Here is a 20,196-nt window from a genome sequence, read left to right on the forward strand (position 1 = left end):
TTTAATAACCTTCAAGGACTTGGTCTATGAAAAAGATTCTGGCAGCTTCAGCTATGATGGCAACTTTGGCACTATCAGGCTGCGCTTCAACAGGTACAGGTAGCACAACCAATGCAGGCAATGCCGTGGGTACAGCCACCAACGTGGGTATGAATATTTTTAAATCCGCAGTAGATGCTCAGTGCCGTAGCGAGCTTGAAAAACAAAGCGCTTGGCGCTTGGCCCGCGTGGCAATGACACCTGAGCAAGAGCAAGCCGCTGAAACCAAAATCTGTGGCTGCGTTAGTGAGCAAGCCCCGCAGCAAGTGACTGTGGTTGATATGACCAATGCCGCTTTAGACCCTACCTATCGTGCGCAGTTGGTGACAAAAGTGGTCGCCAAATCCTTACAAACTTGCTATACCAACCTGACTAAATAAGGCGTCATACAGCACAGCTCTTATAACCGAAATAAAAAAGAGAGACGTCAACACGCCTCTCTTTTGTTTTTCTCTGTTTTTTTATTTAAACGTTAGTTTTTAATTCCTGTCCTATATTAAACCACCAAGTCGCCTTCAATCGCAGTCTCATCACTGCCCGTTTCCAAGCCTTTACGACCGTGCTCCTTATATTGCTCAGTGATAGACCTGCTTTGAGCTCGTTGATCTGCCAAATTAAAGTGGCTCAACTGTTGATATAAATTTACCACATCACCCATAATCAGTAAGGCCGGTGTCGGTAGCTTGGCCATGGCTTGCTTTGAAGCGATATCTTGTAAGGTGCCAATTAACACTTGCTGCGTCGGTAAGCTTGCGTGACTGACTACAGCAAATGGTGTCAGTTGGTCTCGCCCTGCTTGTATCAAGCCCTCCGTAAGTCCGGCCAGACGATTCAACCCCATATACAGCACGACTGTTTGAGAAGGTTCTAGCATCTCACTATAGTCTTGATTTGGACAATTGGTTTTTTTAAAAGCCGTCACAAATTTGACGGACTGCGCACATTGTCTGTGAGTTAAGGGAATACCCGTACTACTCGCAGCAGCACTAGCAGCGGTAATCCCAGGTATCGACTCAAAATACACCCCATTATCAACCACAGCCTGCAACTCTTCACCGCCTCGGCCAAAGATAAAAGGATCGCCGCCTTTTAAACGAACCACGCAATTACCAGCTTGAGCATAACGCACTAACAGCTGATTAATATCCGCTTGTGGCATCGCATGATTATTACAGCGTTTACCAACAAAAACCTTAGTTGCGCTAGGATGACACAAGTCTAAAACGTCCTGTGATACTAAGCTATCATAAAGAACGACATCCGCTTGCTGCATGACACGATAAGCTTTTAGAGTGAGTAATTCAGGATCACCAGACCCTGCCCCTACCAAATATACGGCACCTTTTGTTGCGGGCTTTGAGACATCGTCAGGCCTGTGTGTTAACTTATTTTTTAAAGCAGATTGTGACAGGGTAGGATCTAGCTGTATCGCCTTGGTCATGCTGTGTATGCTCCTGGCATCTTAAAATGTAGTGTGACTCATACTAAGTATGCTGCAACTAACATGCCAGGTTCATTGATATACGCTCGCTAAGCTAAGAGCGCTTATAATCCCCTTAAGCCAAAGCCGCTTTTTTAATGGGGCTGTGCGCTTTAATCAACTCGTTGATCTGGCCCACACATGAGCCACAGTTGGTTCCCGCTTGACATAATTTGCCAACGTCACTGGCATCGTTACACCCATGAGAGGTAATGGCATCAATGATGGTATTTTCGCCCACCCCCATACACGCACAGACTAAACGGCCTGGATCCACATAGCCGCTTGCCGGCCTTCCTGCCAGCAACCATTTAACCGAAGGCACTTTGCTCATATCTGCAAAACAGCTGTTTAACCAATGAATACTGGGCAGTTGCTCTCGCTTAGGGGCAATATAAATCGTCATGATTAAATGCTGTTTAGCAGTGTCAACAGTAGGATTTTTTGTATCTGCATTTTGACGAACTACAAAGCGTAACTGTTTATCAGACTCACTCATCATCATACTGCTGTTTAGTGAGTTTGTAGCTGCCATAGGCTTATGTTTGGTACTTTTAGCAATCCGTGCTACAAAATCTTGCCAATACGCTAAGGTTAACCACTCACTGCCGACAGACTCACTACCTGTCGCTAAATGAATTAACACGCTGTCTTGTTGACGACTGATACTCCAAATGAGTTTTGGCATCCCTGCTTTATCTTGTTGAGATGACAGTTGACGTAATTGCACCAATAAAGCCTCTAGCCAATCTAAATGCACTAAAATACGGCCAAAAGCAGTTATGTTGACGGGTGTGACCATTATTGCCGAGTTTTTCAGCTCAGGCTGTGACGATATTGGATCAACTTTCGTGGGTATTACCGTCCCTACTCTGGCCAAGTTTGCAAAAGCATCACTCCAGTGCATGGGCATAAAGGCATCCCCCATACGCACCTCATCACTGACTGCAACTTGTGCCATTACTTTTGAAACTTGGCTCTTAAAGTCTGTCTGTGCACCAATACAGACAAAGTCATTATCAATGACGCCTAGATTTTTAGCAGCCTTAGGATGGAGCGTTAACGTAGGTACAGATTGCTGCTGGTTCAACTTAGGCGCTAAAGCTGTTCGCGTCATGGTGTGCCATTGATCACGCAGTCTGCCTGTAATTAATCGTAAAGGAAGGCTGGTATTATCACTGGGCACTATATGCACACCATCTGCGGACAGAAACTTATTAACAGCACCGGCTTGTTTGGGCGGTGTAATGGCGATGAAATTCGGTGCTTTATGCTTAAAATTAGCATGAACAACATCAATATGTTTTCCCCCCCATTGTAGCGGCTGCATAGATTCATAAGGCTGGCCATGAGCGGCTATCTCAGCCAATAAATCCAGCTGGCGAGGATAGTTATGCTGTTGATAGCTGGTTAAGGCGGCATGCTCTAAAAAAATTTCACTAGGATCATTGTATTCAAACCCTTTAAATCCCATGCGTTTTGCCACTTGAGCAAAAATCCACCAGTCCGGTTTTGACTCACCCACAGCTGGCATAAGGCTGCGTTGACGAGAGATTCGGCGTTCAGAATTGGTCACACTCCCAGATTTTTCACTCCATCCTTGCGCGGGCAAAACTATATCTGCGCAGCGTATGGTATCACTGTCTTTTGAACACTCTGAGACGATAACTAGGTCGCACTCGGCCAAGGCTTTTTTAAATTTATCTGCTTCTGGCAAGCTTACCACTGGGTTGGTGGCCACAATCCAAATGGCTTTTATGTTACCTGATAATATGGCATCGGCAGCATCACAGGCTTTGATACCGGTATTGGCTTTAATCGAGTCAGGCGACTGCCAAAACTCAGCAACCGCTTGGCGATGCTCAGCATTGTCCAGCTCTAAATGCCCCGCCAATAGATTAGCTAAGGCGCCTACTTCACGCCCGCCCATGGCATTGGGCTGACCAGTTAATGAAAAAGGACCGGCACCAGGCTTGCCAACACGTCCCGTTAATAAATGGCTATTGATTATGGCATTCACCTTATCCGTCCCACTACTGGACTGGTTCACCCCCATACTAAATGCAGAGACGGTCTTGCTGTTGGCGGCAACCAGCTGATAAAACTGTTCAACTTGCTCGACCGTCAGCTTGGTAGCACTGGCCACGGCTTGTAGTGTCCAAGCTTCAGCAGCAGCCAATGCTGCCTCTAAGCCTTCGCACTTTGCGGCGTAACTGGCATCTTTATGGCCATTGTCTGTTAAGTATTTAAGCAAACCGTTATATAAATGGGTATCAGTCCCCGGTGCTAAAGGCAGGTGTAAATCTGCAAACTCACATGAGTCTGTGCGCCTAGGGTCTATCACCACCAGCTTTTTATTAGGATTTTCTTGTTTGGCTTTTAAAAATCGGCCAAATAATATGGGGTGACACCAAGCCATGTTAGAGCCTACCAATACCAACAAATCACAATCTTCAAAGTCGGTATAACTGCCCGGAACCAAATCCGCTCCGAACGCTCTTTTATGCCCGGCCACCGCCGATGACATACACAATCTAGAATTTGAGTCGATATTATTGCTCCCAATAAAGCCTTTCATTAGCTTATTGGCGACATAATAATCCTCAGTTAGTAGTTGCCCCGACACATAAAACATTACGCTTTGGGGGCCATGTTCTGTGATGGTACGGCTTAAACGATGGGCCACATCATCAAGCACCGTCTCCCAATCTACGGCTTTTATTACCGTATCGTTATCTACTAATGTCGATAAGGTTGTTAGGGATGGGCTGGGAGATAAGCCATTCATAGCCGCCAGTTTGTCTTGATAATAAGGATGGGTCAAGCGACGTTCTACGCCCAAGGTTTCAGCCAGATTGCTGCCCTTAGAGCACAGTTTACCGAAATTGGCCGGATGCTGTGGATCACCTTTAACTGTGACTTTAGCTGTTGAGTTATCTACGCTGGCCAATACCCCACAGCCTACGCCGCAGTAAGGACAAGTCGTGCGAACCGTGCGTATAGAATCATGACTGGCGGCTGCAACATGGGCGTCATTGTCGAGAAATAAGGTCTTAATCTTATTCACACTGGGGGTCACTTCAACGAAATTGGTTTGACTGTTTTTGATAATATTCTCACTATTTTGCTTTGATATCTTTTGTATAAAACGTCTACTCTTTAGGCACAGGCGATTGTCTGTAATGCGGCAGTCTCTTGCTGTGCGACAGCCGTCTGTTCACCTGTGCTCACTGGGCTGATGGCAGCATTATCACTGTCTTGATTTTCAAGCTTTGATTGACAATAAGCTGCCCCAAATATCAAATCCTGTTTAACGCTTGAAATATCAATTTGCTCATTAATCAGCTTACTATAAAAAGTGCCATCGCCAGTTTCTCCATACAACACAGCCCCAATTAAATGGTCCGCCTTCACAAATAGGCAGTGGTACTGATTATCCTCAATGTGTCTATAAACAATCTGCTCTACGAAAGCCAGCTCTTCGTCATCAAATTCAATTTGACCTGATGAGAATACAGCAATGCCTGAGACCTTAAGTTTTAATGCCAATGGTACGCTGACAAAAGGAGACCAATTTGATTCTACCGCAGGGTGCGTTAGCACTTGAATTAGGCTATCTACGTGTTGATTGACAGACGATACCATGCCAAAAAGCTCGTCATTAATTTCGACACATTCGCCAATGGCATAGATGTTCGGACAACAGGTGTGCATGTTCTCATCTACCACTATGGCTCGATTCACCTCAATACCACTATCAGCTGCCAACTGAGTATTCGGAATAATACCGACGGCCATGACTATAAAATCAGCGGCCAAAGTACGGCCATCTTTTAGACTTAGACCCACGACTTCATCAGCGTCGTTTACCTCAATGGTGGTCGATGCAGCAGACACCTCAAGCCCAACACCACGTCTGACCAGCTCTTCTTGCAGCATCAGTGCAGCCGGCAAGTCTAACTGACGGTTTAGTACATAATCATCGACATGGATCACCGTCATAGCAGCCCCCTGCGAAGATAAGGCACAAGCTGCCTCTAGGCCCAGCACGCCGCCGCCAATCACTAAGCCTGTCTTACCTTGTTTGGCATACTCACTTAGCAAATCAACATCTGCCACGTCCCGAAATACGTGAACGCCTTTGGCTTGGTGATTTGGAAAAGGGATAACCCGAGCAGTTGAGCCCGTCGCAATGACCAGCTTGCCATAGCTGAGGCAGTCACCATTGTCTAAGGACAACTGTTGATTGTTGGTATCAATTTTATCGACACCCACTGCCGCTAGAACATGAATACCTAGTCTTTCATAGTCCCCTTTATCATACAAATAGGTGTCTTCAAATGAGGTCTCGCCTGCCAAGACTGGAGATAGCATGATACGGTTATAACCCACCTCAGACTCTTTACTAATTAAAGTGATTTTAGGCGCTTTATTTTCCTGAGTGTTGTTGCTGTGATGGCCATTGCTGTGCGTGTTACTGTCATTTTGCTGCCAAACAGTGGCTAATTTAATGGCTAAGCGACTGCCTGCCATACCGGCCCCGATAATAACCACACCATTAGCTGAGTCGTTATGCTCCTGAGCATTTATGGCTGATGCCTGAGCATTTATGGCTGATGAGCGTGTCGTGGGGCTGGCAGTTTCGGGAGCTGGCATGAGAGACCTTAGCCACTTAAGCGGCAGTTGAGATAATTATTACCCATTATGTTCTCAACCTAAGTGCTTAGATGGCTCATGTAGACGCATCGAACTAGAGACTAGGCAGGAATTTAATCAGTAAAAAAAGGATAACTATGCCTTGTAACAAGCAAATACTATGCCACACCAATAAAGGGTTTCTTTTGATAAGCGGTTCAGGATCAGATAATGAGGCGCTGTTATCTGGATTAAAATCTTGTAAGAATTCACCAATTGCTTGGTGACGAACGTTGGTATTGCGATGAAGAGCACGCAGTAATGCTTGCTGACTGGTGGCTGGGACTTGTTTTTGACGCAGTAAATTGGCAGGTACCACTAAGACAGCAGAGGCTGACATGAGCATTTGTGAGGTGAAGGGACGATGACCAGTAAGCAGCTCAAAGCCGATGACAGCAATTGAAAACAAATCTGAATGCACCCCTTTAGGGGCATCTGTGTAATATTCTGGTGCAGCATAATGCAGGTCACCTACCGGAGGTCTAGTGTTGTCTTTAAGAATTGAAGAAGCGACCGACCCAAAGTCAATCAGCTTCACCGCGCCTGACTTGGTCAATAAAATATTTTCGGGTTTAATATCTTGATGCAATAGATAGTTACGGTGCATGACCCGTACAGCCATACCAATTTTGGTCAACAAATCATGGGTCTGCCACACATCACAAGGACCATTGCGCTCCATAAACGCTCGTAGGCTCTCCCCTTCTATGTACTCAGTCAAATGATATAGATATATGGAGCTGGCAGGTACCGGATAGTAACGTAATAATCCTGACTCCCCAAGAGCTGAGCCACCTAGGGCTGTTGTGGTCACTTCAACAGAAGTTGTGGTCGCACCTTTCGTCTTTAATGGCGGCATGACTTGTTGGATTAGGTTGGGATTGGTCTGATTGTAAGCTGCTTCTCCAGCGCGCCGATGCTTTGATAAACTCAGCCCAATTTTACGCTCTTTTAAAAAGCTGCGCAGATACTCCCCATCATCCACAGCTCTTAGGCTGGGTGACTTTAAAACATACTCATGACCTAAGCTATCTTCCACCAGATACACTTCACTGCGGGCGGTTCTAGCGATGATAGAGGTTACCTCAAAGCCGTCGATACTGTCCCCAACCCGCAGGCCAGTTGGTAACTTATATTGAATGGGTATATGACTTTTTTTGTTGCGAGCATCCATGAATACTTCGCCGTCATTATTCATCCCTTGTGTATTGCTGTTAATCTTAATCGCTGATGCGAGTCCCATGCCAAGCATAATGATACTTAGATTATCATTGCTGCCTTCAGCATACGCATGTTGACAAAGCTGATGGCTTAAATGCCAATTCTTTAAGTCATGCCAATTAGGTGTATTTTCTAATTGAGTGGCCGCTGCACTAAACTCAAATTGCATCTCTATCGGGTCAATATGTTCATAAACCCCATCTGTCATCAACGCCAAATATTCATTTTGGTGCATGGTAAACACCGTTTGCTGTAAATCTACGCCGGTATCTGCACCAAGAGCTGCTGATAATGCACCTTTGTCCTGCCCATGATGAATGCGATGATCTTCGCTCAAAACCACCATACTGTCTTTACTGAGACGATAAATTCGTGAATCGCCTGTATGGAATAGATGCACTCTATCACCAATGCACAACACCCCTGATAATGTGGACAATAATGGTGCAACACGTTGATAGGACTGTGAAAAATACATTGAATCATTGGCTTTAATGACGGCTGACTTAATAATACCAGCCACACTTTCGTCATCAAAAATCTGTTTGGATAGGTGTTGATTAAGCTGCTGTTTTTCAGCTAACGCTTGATTGTAAATATGATTTAGGCCTTTTATGACATAGTCAGTCATGATCTCAACCGCCAATCGGCTGGCTTGCTTAGGGAATTGACAGGCACTAACCCCATCAGCCAATACGCACAGCACAGGCAAATGCTCTGGCTTGAGGCTTAATTTGTGCGCTTGATTTTTATTTTGCAGCTTGATTTCATCTAGATGATTTAATAAACACGTACTGATCAGTAGACTGTCTTGATTTTCCAACTTGCGCCCAGCCATGCTATAAAAATCAAACCACCATCCTGCGGATTGATTAGGCCTACCCTCAGCGGTGCAGGTAGCAGCTTGGGCTTTGATCTTATGGATAGGTTTGGCAGATACTGTCTTAAGGGTAGCCACTGGTCATCCTTTATTAAGTTTTGAGCATTTAGTGTTTATGTTGCTAAGTTTTTTATTTATTGCTCATTCATTTAAGGCTTAGCGCTCACGTGTTTAACCTGATAGCTATCGAAGCAAGTGGCTTATAGAAGCAAGTTGAGGTATAAAACCTATACGCCGGCTTTATACCTCATTTTAAATCTCATTCAAATACAGCTTAACGTTTTAAATCAATGCTCTCACTTGATATCAGCTGATATTTTCCACTCAAAATCTAATAGATATCTCCATTAGGTCACACTAATTTCAGCAAAGGTGCCATCTGGCATCTCTTCTACGATAACACCTGAAGGCTCTTTTAATAAGAATAAAGCCAAAAATCCAATCACGGCGGTGACTGCGATAACCATAAAGAAGGTCTGATAAGAAACTAGGCTTAGTACAGTAAGATAAACCACTGACCCTACGTTACCATAAGCGCCGGTCATACCCGCAAACTGCCCTGTCATGCTGCGTTTGATCAAAGGAATGACCGCAAATACAGCGCCTTCACCCGCTTGCACAAAGAATGAGCAGAACATAGTAATTAAAAGGGCTAAAGCAATGGGCCAAGTTGAGTCAACAATACCCATTAAGAAATACCCCACTGCCAGACCTGCCGTTAAAATAAGTAAGGTACTTTTACGACCAAATCTATCACTTAACCAACCACCACCAGGACGAGACATTAAGTTCATAAAGGCATATGATGACGCCAATAGACCTGCAGCAACCACAGATACCTCAAAGGTTTCTAAGTAGAAAAGGGGCAGCATGGACACCACTGCCAGTTCTGAACCAAAGGTTGCAAAATAAAGAATGTTTAACACGCCTACTTGTTTAAAATCATAACGCTGTGACTCTGGTACTTCGGTGGTGAATACCTCTTTATTAAAGCGATAGCTACTCACAAACTCATAAACATACAGTAAAGCCAGACCGATATAGATAAAGTTTACTGCGCTTTGGCTGAGTAAGCTTACGCCAGCGGGAGACAGCTTCCAGGCTAGAAGTGCTAGAGCCAAATACATAGGCAATTTAAAAATCATCATTAACCAGAAGTCACCCTTTGAGGTTACTGCCATGGCACCAGATTTTTTTGGTTTGAAATAGGTTGAGCCTTTGGGGGTATCGCGTACGAATTTATAAAATAATATGCTATACAAAGCCATGACGACGCCAGATGTGGCACACGCATAACGCCAGCCTTCATCACCGCCAAACCAAGCAGCAAAACCGATGGCTATTGTCGGTAATAACATGGCTGCTGCGGCAGAACCAAAGTTACCCCAACCGCCATAGATACCTTCTGCAGCACCTAGCTCATTGGCAGGGAACCAATCGCTGATGAGACGAATCCCGACGACGAAGCCTGCCCCCACGAACCCTAGAATAAAGCGCGATAAGGCAAGTGTTGTATAGTCTTGAGCAAATGCGAAAGTAAAACAAGGTATCGCACCAAGCGCTAAAATGCAGGTGTAAACGATTCTGGGCCCAAACTTATCAGTAAGCATTCCTATAATGACTCGTGCTGGAATGGTTAAAGCCACGTTTAAAATAAGTAAGGTTTTAACTTGTTGTTTGGTTAGATCCAAGGTCTCTCCAATCGCGGAGAGAAAAGGAGCATGGTTAAACCATACGAAAAAAGTGAGGAAAAATGCCATCCAACCTAAATGAAGGATTTTATTTTTACCAGCGAAGGATAAGACATTGAGTTTTTCCTTGCTAGGTGGCACAGGGGTTGCGGACGACATGCTTTGCTTCCTTGTATGAATAATAGTCTGTAGTTAATGCTTTAGTTGCAGACGGCTTTACATTAATTTATTTATTAATTCAAATAAAATAAAAATAAAAAACAAATTAACAGTTACTTAATGTAATTGGTTGCAAGCTCTGTGCCAGGTACTGATTTAATTCCCCAAAGCATGTGCATCTGTGCGCATACACCGCTCTTATTCCCCACAGTCTTATAGATGTTGTTCACTCGATTTGTATTTTAAATTCATAAAGTGTCAGCTCTGGCATGATTATTGAATGTATTACGGTAGGCACTAAGTGGCTTTCACTTTAATAAGTGATTAAAAATAGCTACTAGACACCCACTAAAGGACACATTCATGATTAAGGCAAATATGAGTAATATAAATAGTAAACAAAAAAACAAACCTAACCTTGTTGTGGTCGGTAACGGCATGGTGGGACATCACTTTGTAGAGAAGGCCATTGAACTTGGCTTAAACACCACCTATGACATTCATGTCTTTGCTGAAGAAGATCGCCCAGCTTATGATCGTGTCTATTTATCAAGCTATTTTGAACATAAAGATGCCACCAAGCTAAACCTAGTGGATATGGCTGACTATGATGCCACTGGGATTCAGCTGCATCTAAATAAGAAAATTGTAGATATCAACAGCGAGGCTCATACCCTGACCGTAGAAGGCGGCGAAAGTGTTGAGTATAAAAAGCTAGTTTTAGCAACTGGCTCATACCCGTTTGTGCCCCCTATTGAAGGTGGTGATCATGCTCATTGTCATGTCTATCGTACCATTGCTGATTTGGATGATATTCTTGAAACCGCCCAAAAACCCAGTGCTAAAAAAGGGGTGGTCGTCGGTGGCGGGTTGTTAGGGCTAGAGGCTGCCAAAGCATTGATAACCTTAGGGCTTGATACTTACGTGGTTGAATTTGCCCCTCAGTTGATGGGTGTTCAGCTAGACCCTGCTGGTGGTGAAATCCTAAAGAAGAAGATTGAAGCATTGGGCGTCACCGTATTAACGGGAAAAAACACCAAAGAAATTGTTCATAACCGCAGTGTTTCCTTACACCATGACATCCATCAAAAAGACAGTCAAAATGAGGTGCATCTGGAAAAAGATACTTTCTTAACCATGAAGTTTACAGATGATACCGAACTAGATACCGATTTAATCTTATTTAGTGCCGGCATCCGTCCGCAAGATGGCATTATGAGAAGTAATCCTGAGTGCGGAGTCACTTTAGGAGGCCGTGGTGGCATCTTAATCAATGATCATTGTCAGACCAATAATGAAGATATCTATGCTATCGGTGAATGTGCAGTTTGGGACAATAAAATCTTTGGTCTGGTCGCCCCTGGCTATGCCATGGCCAGTATATGTGCCGCTCAAATAGCGGGTGACACTGAGCAAACCTTTACTGGCGCAGATATGAGCACCAAGCTTAAATTAATGGGTGTTGATGTGGGCAGTATTGGCGATGCTCATGCCACAACTGAGGGCAGCCTAAGCTACATTTATCAAAATCCCAATGAAGGCATCTATAAAAAGCTGGTTACCAGTGGCGATAATAAAAAGCTGCTGGGCGCTGTCATGGTGGGTGATACCGAAGACTACAATAATTTATTGCAGTTATTCTTAAATGACATCGACCTTCCCGCTCATCCAGAGAGCTTGATTTTACCCAATGTTGAAAAACCCTCAATGGGCATTGAAAACCTTCCTGATACAGCCACCATTTGCTCTTGTTTTAATGTATCTAAAGGTGCCATTTGTGGTGCGGTTGAAGACGGGGCTTATTCACTGGCAGATGTCAAAAGCTGCACCAAAGCAGGTACAGGCTGTGGCGGCTGTGCCCCTATGGTGAAAGACGTGCTGGCTTATCAATTAACCGACCTTGGCTTTGAGGTCAATAATGATCTGTGTGAGCATTTTTCTTATTCTCGCCAAGAGTTATATGGCTTAGTACGTGTTAAAGGCATCAAAACCTTTGATGATTTATTAACACAGCACGGCACAGGCCGTGGTTGTGAGATTTGCAAACCTGCAGTGGCTTCCATTTTATCGTCTTGTTGGAATGACTATGTCCTTAAAACAGAGCTTGCGCCGCTGCAAGAAACCAACGATTACTACTTAGGCAATATCCAAAAGGATGGCACCTACTCTGTTGTGCCGCGTGTGGCTGGCGGCGAAATTACCGCTGATAAACTTATCGTATTGGGTCAAGTGGCCAAAGACTTTAACCTTTATACCAAAATTACCGGTGGTCAACGGGTTGATTTATTTGGGGCACGGTTAGAACAATTGCCTGATATTTGGGAGCGCTTAGTAGAGGCAGGCTTCGAAACTGGCCATGCTTATGGTAAATCACTGCGTACTGTTAAGTCATGTGTTGGTGAGAACTGGTGTCGTTATGGTGTGGCCGATAGCGTCGGCTTAGCCTTAACTTTAGAGAACCGATACAAGGGGGTGCGCTCACCGCATAAAATCAAAATGGGTGTTTCCGGTTGTACCCGAGAGTGTGCCGAAGCCCAATCGAAAGACTTTGGGGTTATTGCTACCGAAAATGGCTGGAATTTATACGTGGCCGGTAATGGTGGCATGGTACCTCGTCATGGAGAGCTATTCGCCACCGATTTAGACACTGAGACCTTAATCAAATATATCGACCGTATCACGATGTTTTACATCAAAACCGCGGATAAGTTACAGCGCACCTCAAAATGGCGTGAAAGCTTAGAAGGCGGATTAGAGTATTTACAACAAGTTATTATCGAAGATAGCTTAGATATTGCTCAAGAGCTTGAAGATCAAATGCAGTTGTTGGTTGATAATTATGTCTGCGAATGGAAAGAAACCATTACTGACAAAGAGAAGTTAAAACGCTTCCGTCATTTTGTTAACAGCGAGCTAGGTGATGACAATGTGGTATTTGTGACTGAACGTGAACAAATTCGCCCTGCGACTGAGCTCGAAAAAGAAGCGGTAGAGGCCGTGGTCTAATCATCCTAATTACACCCAAGCCACTATTTTTTATCCAGCGTTTATCCAGATTTTATCCAACTGTTACGCTCACCCGACTAAAAAAGGACGTCATTATGACCATTCAACTTATCTGTACTTTGAACGATATTATCCCTGAAGGCGGCGTTTGTGCGCTCATAGAGGGCAAACAAGTGGCTATTTTTCGCACCAAGGACAATCAATTATTTGCCATTGATAATCTTGACCCTTTTAGTAATGCCAATGTCCTCTCTCGTGGTCTGATTGGAGGCACTGTTGTCAAGACTGAGCTTGAAGATGGTAGCGTGTCAGAAGACGAGGTCATCTATATCGCCTCACCCATCTATAAGCAACGATTTGATTTGGCAACGGGGCAATGCTTAGATGATGAAACCGTAAAATTAGACTCATACGAAGTCAGCCTTGATGGCGATCAGGTTATGGTCAGTCTAAAAAATGCAATAGCGGCCTAATTTTGTCCAAAACATGACCATTTAATCTAACAAAAAAGGATAAAAGACAAGCTTTTATCCTTTTTTATTTTAGGGCGTTTATGATAAAAACCCTATGACTGAGCCTAACTTAAATAGACTTACTGAACAATATAAGCCCGAAGCGCCAGCACCTTGTCACGTACTTTTGCAGCATCCTCAAACTTAAGCTCACGGGAGAATTGTTTCATCTGCTTCTCTAACCGATTAATCTCTTTGGCCAGCAAGTCTGGACTACGTAAGATTTCAATATCCACATCCGGCAAGCCACTGCTACTTGGAATTGGCTGATTGTCATTTACATCCTCCTCTACTTCACCAGTATCAATCTTATCGGTAATACTACGGGTGGCAGATTTAGGCGTAATGCCATGCTCTTTGTTAAAGGCAATTTGTTTTTCGCGTCGACGATCTGTCTCTTCAATCGCCTTTTGCATACTGGGCGTAATTTTATCGGCATATAAAATAGCCTTACCGTTTAAATTACGAGCTGCCCGGCCAATGGTCTGAATCAACGAGCGCTCTGAGCGCAAAAAACCCTCTTTATCGGCATCAAATATGGCCACCAGTGACACCTCAGGCATATCTAGACCCTCGCGTAGCAGGTTAATACCGACCAACACATCATGCACACCGGTACGCAGCTCATGGATAATTTGCATCCGCTCCACAGTATCAATATCAGAATGCAGATAAGCCACTTTGACATCATACTCTTTTAGATAATCGGTTAAATCTTCTGACATACGCTTGGTCAAGGTGGTAATTAATACCCGCTCATTGACTTCACGACGCTTAGTAATCTCTGATAACACATCATCAACTTGGGTTAATACAGGTCGAATCTCAATCTCAGGATCAATAAGACCGGTTGGACGCACTACCTGCTCTACAATTTGTTCACTGTGTTCAAGCTCATATTGCGCAGGCGTTGCTGACACAAAAATTGTTGCCGGTTTAATTCTTTCCCACTCTTCAAATTTCATTGGACGATTGTCCATGGCACTGGGCAAGCGAAAACCATAATTCACCAAGTTCTCTTTACGAGAACGGTCACCTTTATACATGGCTCCGATTTGGGGCACGGTGACATGTGATTCATCGATGAAAAGTAGCGCATCTGGAGGAATATAATCAAACAAGGTAGGTGGCGCTTCGCCGGCAGGACGACCCGATAGATGCTGCGAGTAGTTCTCAATGCCGTTACAGTAGCCCAGCTGCTGTATCATCTCTAGATCGTACTGGGTGCGCTCTTTAATCCGCTGAGCTTCAATTAACTTGTCATTGGCTCTAAAATATTCCAATCTGTCATCAAGCTCTGCTCGAATGGTCTTACTGGCGGCCTCTAGTTTTTCACGCGGCGTCACATAGTGAGATTTTGGATAAATGGTGATGCGCGGCACACTACGCACAGTCTTACCCGTTAATGGATCAAACCAACTGATTTTTTCAACCTCATCATCGAACATACTAATACGCACTGCCAATTGCTCAGATTCTGCAGGATAGATATCCAAAAGCTCGCCACGTAAGCGGTAAGTACCCCGCTCAAAATCAAGCTCATTACGGGTATATTGCAGCGCAACCAATCGCTTAATTAAGGCATTGCGGTCTACCACATCACCCACAACAATGTGCAACAGCATTTTTAAATAACTCTCTGGGTCACCCAAACCATAAATGGAGGACACTGAAGAGATAATTATCGCATCACGGCGCTCTAGTAAAGCGCGAGTCGCAGACAGTCGCATTTGGTCAATGTGATCATTAATGGCACTGTCTTTTTCAATGAAAGTATCACTGGCTGCGACATACGCCTCAGGCTGATAGTAATCATAGTAACTGACGAAATACTCTACGGCATTATTAGGGAAAAAGGACTTAAATTCTCCATATAACTGGGCGGCCAATGTCTTATTATGCGCCATAATAATGGTTGGACGCTGTGTTTCACTAATCACTTTGGCCATGGTATAGGTTTTACCAGAGCCAGTCACCCCAAGCAATAACTGGGCATCCATGCCAGCCTCAACCCCTTTTACCAGCTTTTCGATGGCTTGTGGTTGATCGCCAGCAGGCTCAAAGTCCGTTACCATTTCAAAAGCGCGGCTGGAAATCAAGGTACCGGAGGCATTAACCCCTGTAATCTCAGCTTCGTCTTGCAATTGAGTGGCCAATTGATTTAATTGACGTGAAGATCTAGGTTCAGGCATTCGCATAATAATTGTCTTTTTTGATATCGGTGTTTGTTGCCTCTAATATGGGGACAAAAGTGTGCGTTTTAAAGCCCTGCGCTTCAGCAAATTATCCGCTATACGTACATTACCCTAATCTATTTATCCCCATAAAATAGATATGCTGAACCAAAAAAAAGAGCCACTTAATCAAGCCGCTCTTTTATTGATAAACAATAATTTTAGTTAAAAGACATCTTTAAAGATCTGTTTGATCTGCGGTAGCATCTGCTCTAGCTCACCGCGCGTTTGCTGCATCTCTTCCTCACTGGGTAGGGCAGCTTGCAGAAAATCAGCACTCACCTTAGGATTTTTTGCCAAGATGCTTTGACCCACTGGGGTGTCATAAAAGCCAATTTGCGCCTGTACTTCTTGCTGGGTGTAATGGGCTCGTGCAGCACTGATATAAGCAGCCGTCAGCTCTTCACGACTGGCTGTACTGCTCATCCGTGTCCCTAAGACTTTGCCATACTGAGCCAATATCCCTTGTAAGCCCTCAGCCAATTCCCGTTGACGCTTATTAAGACCAGCTGTGTCATTGGCCGCTTTATCTTCTTGGCTATTTAGGATATCTCTCGCAGCTTGCTGACCATTCACAATGGCATCGATTTGATCATCAATGTGCATCACTTGCATCAATTTAATAACTAAAGCCTCAGAGGGTACCTGATTGCTCTGAGCCTTTTGAAGCTGCACGTCATGCGGCGCTTGTGAGTCAGCGGGCTGAGTGGCGACCCCTTGATTGGCCGCACTGCTACCTGTACTACTAATAATGAGCTCAGCTTGAGCAGGTATCACTGAAGCGGCTGCCATAGCGGACACCAGCACTACCCTCAGTAGCGGCTTAGATGCCGATGTTAAAAAAGGATGAAAAATTGACATAAATAGTCACCTAATTTTTATTACAAATTCTAATTATTACAACATCAAAGCCCCATTTTATGTGTCGGCTGCCCAGCGTACTACTGACAGTGCGTTACAGCATCTTACCGCTCATTACCGCTCACAGATGGTGGCTATTTTAAGATAGCGTCCAAGTCTTTTATCAGCTTTGGCATTAATTTTTCACTCGTGGCATTGGTCACCTGCATCACCTCCGGCACAAGCACTTTCATATACTCTTGCATCAGTTTAGGCTGCTTATCGAGTATGCTTTGACCGACCTCTGTACTATAAAAAGCGATTTGCGCATCAACCTCTGCTTGCGTGTAGTGCTTTTTTGCCACACCAACAAACTGTTTTTGAGCCACATCTAGCAAAACCTGATTGGTATCAGCAAGCAGCTGCTGAGAGTACTGGGTCAACACCCGGCTCACCTCTTGGCGCTGCTGATCGGTCATTTGCGCTAAGTCTTTTTGCTTTAATGCAGACTCAATAATAGGCGACATCATCTCACTTTGAGTGCTCGACATAGATTGCATCATATCTGCCATACGAGTCACTTCAAGCAGCTTAATCAATGAGGCTTCTGAGGGCACCTGTTGAGCATGACTAAGCGTCTTTATTGAGCTTGGCGCCGTCTTGCCCGTTGAGCTATTGATGGTTAATTCAGCATATGCTGGCGTCACTGCCATCAGCACCACACTGGTCACTGACACTAAGCTTTGAGCCAATATTTTTTTCATTAAGTATCCCTTTACGCTTTGGTTTTATAAGTTGAGTCTATCCATTTAAAGTTATTTTGGCTCATTGTATTGATCACTGGGCTTAGCTGCCCCCGATAAATTGCCCGCAGACTCTACGCCGCAGCTAGGACGATTGGCCTGCTCTAGACGCATTTTTTTGCGCTCAATCGCAGCATCAAAGCGGCACTGCTGCAAATGGTTCTTAATATCTAAAGGCGGCACAGGCGTGGGTTTACCATTTTCATCCACTGCCACCATTGTAAAATAACAACTGTTGGTGTGGCGTACTGTCCGCTGCTGGATGTTTTCAGCCTCTACACGTATTCCAACCTCCATCGAGGTTCTGCCCACATGATTAATATTGGCAGCAAAAGTGACCAGCTCACCCACATAAATTGGCTCTAAGAACATCACCTGATCCACCGACAAGGTCACCACATAACTACCACTATAGCGACTGGCGCAGGCATAAGCCACCTGATCGAGCATTTTTAGCAAATCGCCACCATGTACATTACCAATAAAGTTTGCCATATCGGGGGTCATTAGCACCGACATATACAATTCATGTTTAAGCGGAGCGCTTACTGCCGTACTTGAGGTATTAATTTGTGACATAGGATTCCTTTTTTCAAAATAGATGGACAAACAAATCAGCCTTTTTTTGTTAATGATAACAAGCAAAGCTCTCTACTCTAGCTTACCGTCAATTCTGACATCAAAACAGGTCTTAACTTAACACTCATCGGTTACTTTTTAGTCAATTTGTGTCAAAAAACAGCCAAAATATAAAAAAATGACAAAAATTTGAATTTTTTTTTGCAAAAAGGGTTGACGCCTAAATTTTATCTGCTAGAATACGCCCCACTTAACGCAAACAGCTTAACACATAAGCACGTTAACCCAGCTATTCCCTAATAGCTCAGTTGGTAGAGCATCGGACTGTTAATCCGTGTGTCCCTGGTTCGAGCCCAGGTTAGGGAGCCAAATTCTAGCAATACCTTTATGGCAATATGCCAAAGTCCTTATCTTAGATGATAGGGACTTTTTTTTAGCCGAAGTGGCAGGTATGGTAATTAGCATTGGCTAACGACGCTTGTAAATTTTGCTGTTTAAGTTTTCAATATATTGCAGTAGGCTTTGTCATTTAATGCTCGCTGCCGGATGCCAGTTGACCGTCAGGGTAAAAAAAAGCATCTTTTTAAAACAAAGTAATAAATTTGCGCTATATTTATCAATTTATTCACTTTTTTTGATTTAGTGCTTGACACCCACCCCGACATTGTCTAAAATACGCATCACTTAGTTAAGACCACTTCTTAAAAAGAAGTATCAATTAAGTTCTTCCCTAATAGCTCAGTTGGTAGAGCATCGGACTGTTAATCCGTGTGTCCCTGGTTCGAGCCCAGGTTAGGGAGCCAAATTTTAAAAGGCTTTACCTCTTTATAGCACCACATGTTAAAGCCTTCAGGAAGTCCTAATCTTTGATTAGGACTTTTTTTTATGGCGTTTATATTTATTCCAGCTTGATGCTGACGGGTTACCCCTGCTTCTGACTATCAAGCGTATGGATAGCTGTTTAATATATTGCCCATCTTATGCTATTTATTACCTTAAGGTGTTGTTTTGTAGGCTATCTTTTCTAAAGCTTGATAATTTAAGTTTTGGCTTAAGATAAGTTATAGAGCGGCAAAACTGCCAAGTTAGCACATAAGTTTGTGTTAGCTTGTAATTCCCCTATAATAAATAGACTTATTTAACCAAAAAGAACTGATATGGCTATGATCCCTCCACATATTCGCAATAAATTCTCTGACCATCCGCAAAAGATCACCCGCCCTATTAGCATTCGTCTTTCAGAAGAGATGATTACCTTGCTAACTGAGACGGCTCAAGAGCATGGTTTTAAACGTATTCAGGGTTTAATTCGACTCTATATCCGTCAAGGCCTAGATAGAGATAATGATGGTTATACCTTGGCTGATGATGAGGTATTTATCGAAAAATTACGCGCTAATGGCGTGAGCGCCTCTATCATCGAAAAAGCCATTATTGACACTCACAGCAGCTTCAAGACCAAAGGCTTACTCGAAGAGCAATTAGAGCCAAAAAAATAGCCTTGATACCTTTTGAGACCTAAAGACAGTAGCGTCTTGAACTTTTTTTGTAGAAATTAAAAAATAGTGCTTGCAATACCGCCAAAACACTCTATAATACTGCACCTACGGAGTCGTGGCAGAGCGGTTGAATGCACCGGTCTTGAAAACCGGCAAGGGTTCATAGCCCTTCGAGAGTTCGAATCTCTCCGACTCCGCCAGATACCAAAAAGCCCACTTATTAAGTGGGCTTTTTTTATGGCCACAACTTATACCCAAAATACGATGCCCAAAATAAGAAAGCAAACTGTATAGAGGCCGCATACAAAAATAATTGCTCAATAAATCAATAATCTGCCATTACACCCTTGCATTCAAAAAAAAATTCATTATAATAGGCGACCTACTGGAGTCGTGGCAGAGCGGTTGAATGCACCGGTCTTGAAAACCGGCAAGGGTTCATAGCCCTTCGAGAGTTCGAATCTCTCCGACTCCGCCAGATACCAAAAAGCCCACTTAATTAAGTGGGCTTTTTTTATGTGTTGTATCCTCTACTCTTGTTGCTTATGTCATTTATCG

General features: G+C 43.8%; 13 protein-coding genes and 4 tRNA genes. 8 read left to right on the forward strand and 9 right to left on the reverse strand.

Going from position 1 to position 20,196, the window contains the following annotated elements:
• The first annotated feature begins 26 nt into the window (after window positions 1–26).
• The gene (locus tag DLE54_RS07095; protein ID WP_011960768.1) at window positions 27–419 is read left to right on the forward strand and encodes a hypothetical protein; all 393 of its coding nucleotides are present in this window, start codon (window positions 27–29) and stop codon (window positions 417–419) included.
• Between the two features lie 116 nt (window positions 420–535).
• Here DLE54_RS07095 and cobA read toward each other — a convergent pair whose 3' ends face one another.
• From cobA to DLE54_RS07120, 5 genes are all read right to left on the reverse strand, one after another.
• Window positions 536–1,480 (reverse strand): uroporphyrinogen-III C-methyltransferase, encoded by a 945-nt coding sequence (cobA, locus tag DLE54_RS07100; protein WP_110816712.1) that lies wholly within the window; start codon window positions 1,478–1,480, stop codon window positions 536–538.
• A 115-nt stretch (window positions 1,481–1,595) separates the two neighbouring features.
• Complete coding sequence (locus tag DLE54_RS07105) at window positions 1,596–4,586, reverse strand: nitrate reductase (RefSeq protein ID WP_227535007.1); 2,991 nt, start codon at window positions 4,584–4,586, stop codon at window positions 1,596–1,598.
• Window positions 4,587–4,678: 92 nt separating this feature from the next.
• Complete coding sequence (locus DLE54_RS07110; RefSeq protein ID WP_110816714.1) at window positions 4,679–6,175, reverse strand: NAD(P)/FAD-dependent oxidoreductase; 1,497 nt, start codon at window positions 6,173–6,175, stop codon at window positions 4,679–4,681.
• A 94-nt stretch (window positions 6,176–6,269) separates the two neighbouring features.
• Window positions 6,270–8,273 carry a bifunctional protein-serine/threonine kinase/phosphatase gene (locus DLE54_RS07115; RefSeq protein ID WP_110817349.1) on the reverse strand — a complete coding sequence of 668 codons (2,004 nt, stop codon included), beginning with the start codon at window positions 8,271–8,273 and terminating at the stop codon, window positions 6,270–6,272.
• Window positions 8,274–8,662: 389 nt separating this feature from the next.
• Window positions 8,663–10,165 (reverse strand): NarK family nitrate/nitrite MFS transporter, encoded by a 1,503-nt coding sequence (locus tag DLE54_RS07120; protein WP_110816715.1) that lies wholly within the window; start codon window positions 10,163–10,165, stop codon window positions 8,663–8,665.
• A 363-nt stretch (window positions 10,166–10,528) separates the two neighbouring features.
• On the opposite strand from DLE54_RS07120, the gene nirB reads away from it, so the two are divergent.
• Both nirB and nirD read left to right on the forward strand, forming a co-directional pair.
• Window positions 10,529–13,171, forward strand: a complete 2,643-nt coding sequence (gene nirB / locus DLE54_RS07125) for a nitrite reductase large subunit NirB (RefSeq protein ID WP_227535009.1) — start codon at window positions 10,529–10,531, stop codon at window positions 13,169–13,171.
• Window positions 13,172–13,266: 95 nt separating this feature from the next.
• Window positions 13,267–13,644, forward strand: coding sequence for a nitrite reductase small subunit NirD (nirD, locus tag DLE54_RS07130; RefSeq protein ID WP_110816716.1), 378 nt, complete (start codon window positions 13,267–13,269; stop codon window positions 13,642–13,644).
• 119 nt (window positions 13,645–13,763) lie between these two features.
• Here the strand turns inward: nirD and uvrB are convergent, their stop codons facing one another.
• From uvrB to DLE54_RS07150, 4 genes are all read right to left on the reverse strand, one after another.
• The gene (gene uvrB / locus DLE54_RS07135; RefSeq protein ID WP_110816717.1) at window positions 13,764–15,881 is read right to left on the reverse strand and encodes an excinuclease ABC subunit UvrB; all 2,118 of its coding nucleotides are present in this window, start codon (window positions 15,879–15,881) and stop codon (window positions 13,764–13,766) included.
• A gap of 201 nt (window positions 15,882–16,082) precedes the next feature.
• A complete protein-coding gene (locus DLE54_RS07140; protein ID WP_110816718.1) occupies window positions 16,083–16,778 on the reverse strand; it encodes a DUF2059 domain-containing protein in 696 nt (231 codons plus the stop codon).
• A 134-nt stretch (window positions 16,779–16,912) separates the two neighbouring features.
• Window positions 16,913–17,521, reverse strand: a complete 609-nt coding sequence (locus DLE54_RS07145; protein ID WP_110816719.1) for a DUF2059 domain-containing protein — start codon at window positions 17,519–17,521, stop codon at window positions 16,913–16,915.
• Between the two features lie 51 nt (window positions 17,522–17,572).
• Window positions 17,573–18,139, reverse strand: a complete 567-nt coding sequence (locus DLE54_RS07150; RefSeq protein WP_110816720.1) for an acyl-CoA thioesterase — start codon at window positions 18,137–18,139, stop codon at window positions 17,573–17,575.
• A gap of 293 nt (window positions 18,140–18,432) precedes the next feature.
• Between DLE54_RS07150 and DLE54_RS07155 the strand changes: the two genes are divergently transcribed.
• The 5 genes from DLE54_RS07155 to DLE54_RS07175 all read left to right on the forward strand — a co-directional run bounded on the left by DLE54_RS07155 (window position 18,433) and on the right by DLE54_RS07175 (window position 20,116).
• A tRNA-Asn gene (locus tag DLE54_RS07155) sits at window positions 18,433–18,508 on the forward strand.
• A 358-nt stretch (window positions 18,509–18,866) separates the two neighbouring features.
• Window positions 18,867–18,942, forward strand: a tRNA-Asn gene (locus tag DLE54_RS07160).
• A 360-nt stretch (window positions 18,943–19,302) separates the two neighbouring features.
• Window positions 19,303–19,638, forward strand: coding sequence for a CopG family transcriptional regulator (locus DLE54_RS07165; RefSeq protein WP_041773710.1), 336 nt, complete (start codon window positions 19,303–19,305; stop codon window positions 19,636–19,638).
• A gap of 109 nt (window positions 19,639–19,747) precedes the next feature.
• Window positions 19,748–19,838 (forward strand) — tRNA-Ser (locus DLE54_RS07170).
• A gap of 187 nt (window positions 19,839–20,025) precedes the next feature.
• Window positions 20,026–20,116 (forward strand) — tRNA-Ser (locus tag DLE54_RS07175).
• The last annotated feature ends 80 nt before the right edge of the window (window positions 20,117–20,196 follow it).

It is taken from the genome of Psychrobacter sp. YP14, from assembly GCF_003209315.1.
GTDB classification, from domain to species: Bacteria; Pseudomonadota; Gammaproteobacteria; order Pseudomonadales; family Moraxellaceae; genus Psychrobacter; species Psychrobacter raelei.

Excerpts from the sequence above, each read along its gene's own strand:
- DLE54_RS07095 (WP_011960768.1), top strand. The coding sequence starts at position 27 with ATGAAAAAGATTCTGGCAGCTTCAGCTATGATGGCAACTTTGGCACTA.
- uvrB (WP_110816717.1), bottom strand. The coding sequence starts at position 15,881 with ATGCGAATGCCTGAACCTAGATCTTCACGTCAATTAAATCAATTGGCC.
- DLE54_RS07165 (WP_041773710.1), top strand. The coding sequence starts at position 19,303 with ATGATCCCTCCACATATTCGCAATAAATTCTCTGACCATCCGCAAAAG.
- nirD (WP_110816716.1), top strand. The coding sequence starts at position 13,267 with ATGACCATTCAACTTATCTGTACTTTGAACGATATTATCCCTGAAGGC.
- nirB (WP_227535009.1), top strand. The coding sequence starts at position 10,529 with ATGATTAAGGCAAATATGAGTAATATAAATAGTAAACAAAAAAACAAA.
- DLE54_RS07140 (WP_110816718.1), bottom strand. The coding sequence starts at position 16,778 with ATGTCAATTTTTCATCCTTTTTTAACATCGGCATCTAAGCCGCTACTG.
- DLE54_RS07150 (WP_110816720.1), bottom strand. The coding sequence starts at position 18,139 with ATGTCACAAATTAATACCTCAAGTACGGCAGTAAGCGCTCCGCTTAAA.
- DLE54_RS07120 (WP_110816715.1), bottom strand. The coding sequence starts at position 10,165 with ATGTCGTCCGCAACCCCTGTGCCACCTAGCAAGGAAAAACTCAATGTC.
- DLE54_RS07115 (WP_110817349.1), bottom strand. The coding sequence starts at position 8,273 with ATGGCTGGGCGCAAGTTGGAAAATCAAGACAGTCTACTGATCAGTACG.
- cobA (WP_110816712.1), bottom strand. The coding sequence starts at position 1,480 with ATGACCAAGGCGATACAGCTAGATCCTACCCTGTCACAATCTGCTTTA.
- DLE54_RS07110 (WP_110816714.1), bottom strand. The coding sequence starts at position 6,175 with ATGCCAGCTCCCGAAACTGCCAGCCCCACGACACGCTCATCAGCCATA.
- DLE54_RS07145 (WP_110816719.1), bottom strand. The coding sequence starts at position 17,521 with ATGAAAAAAATATTGGCTCAAAGCTTAGTGTCAGTGACCAGTGTGGTG.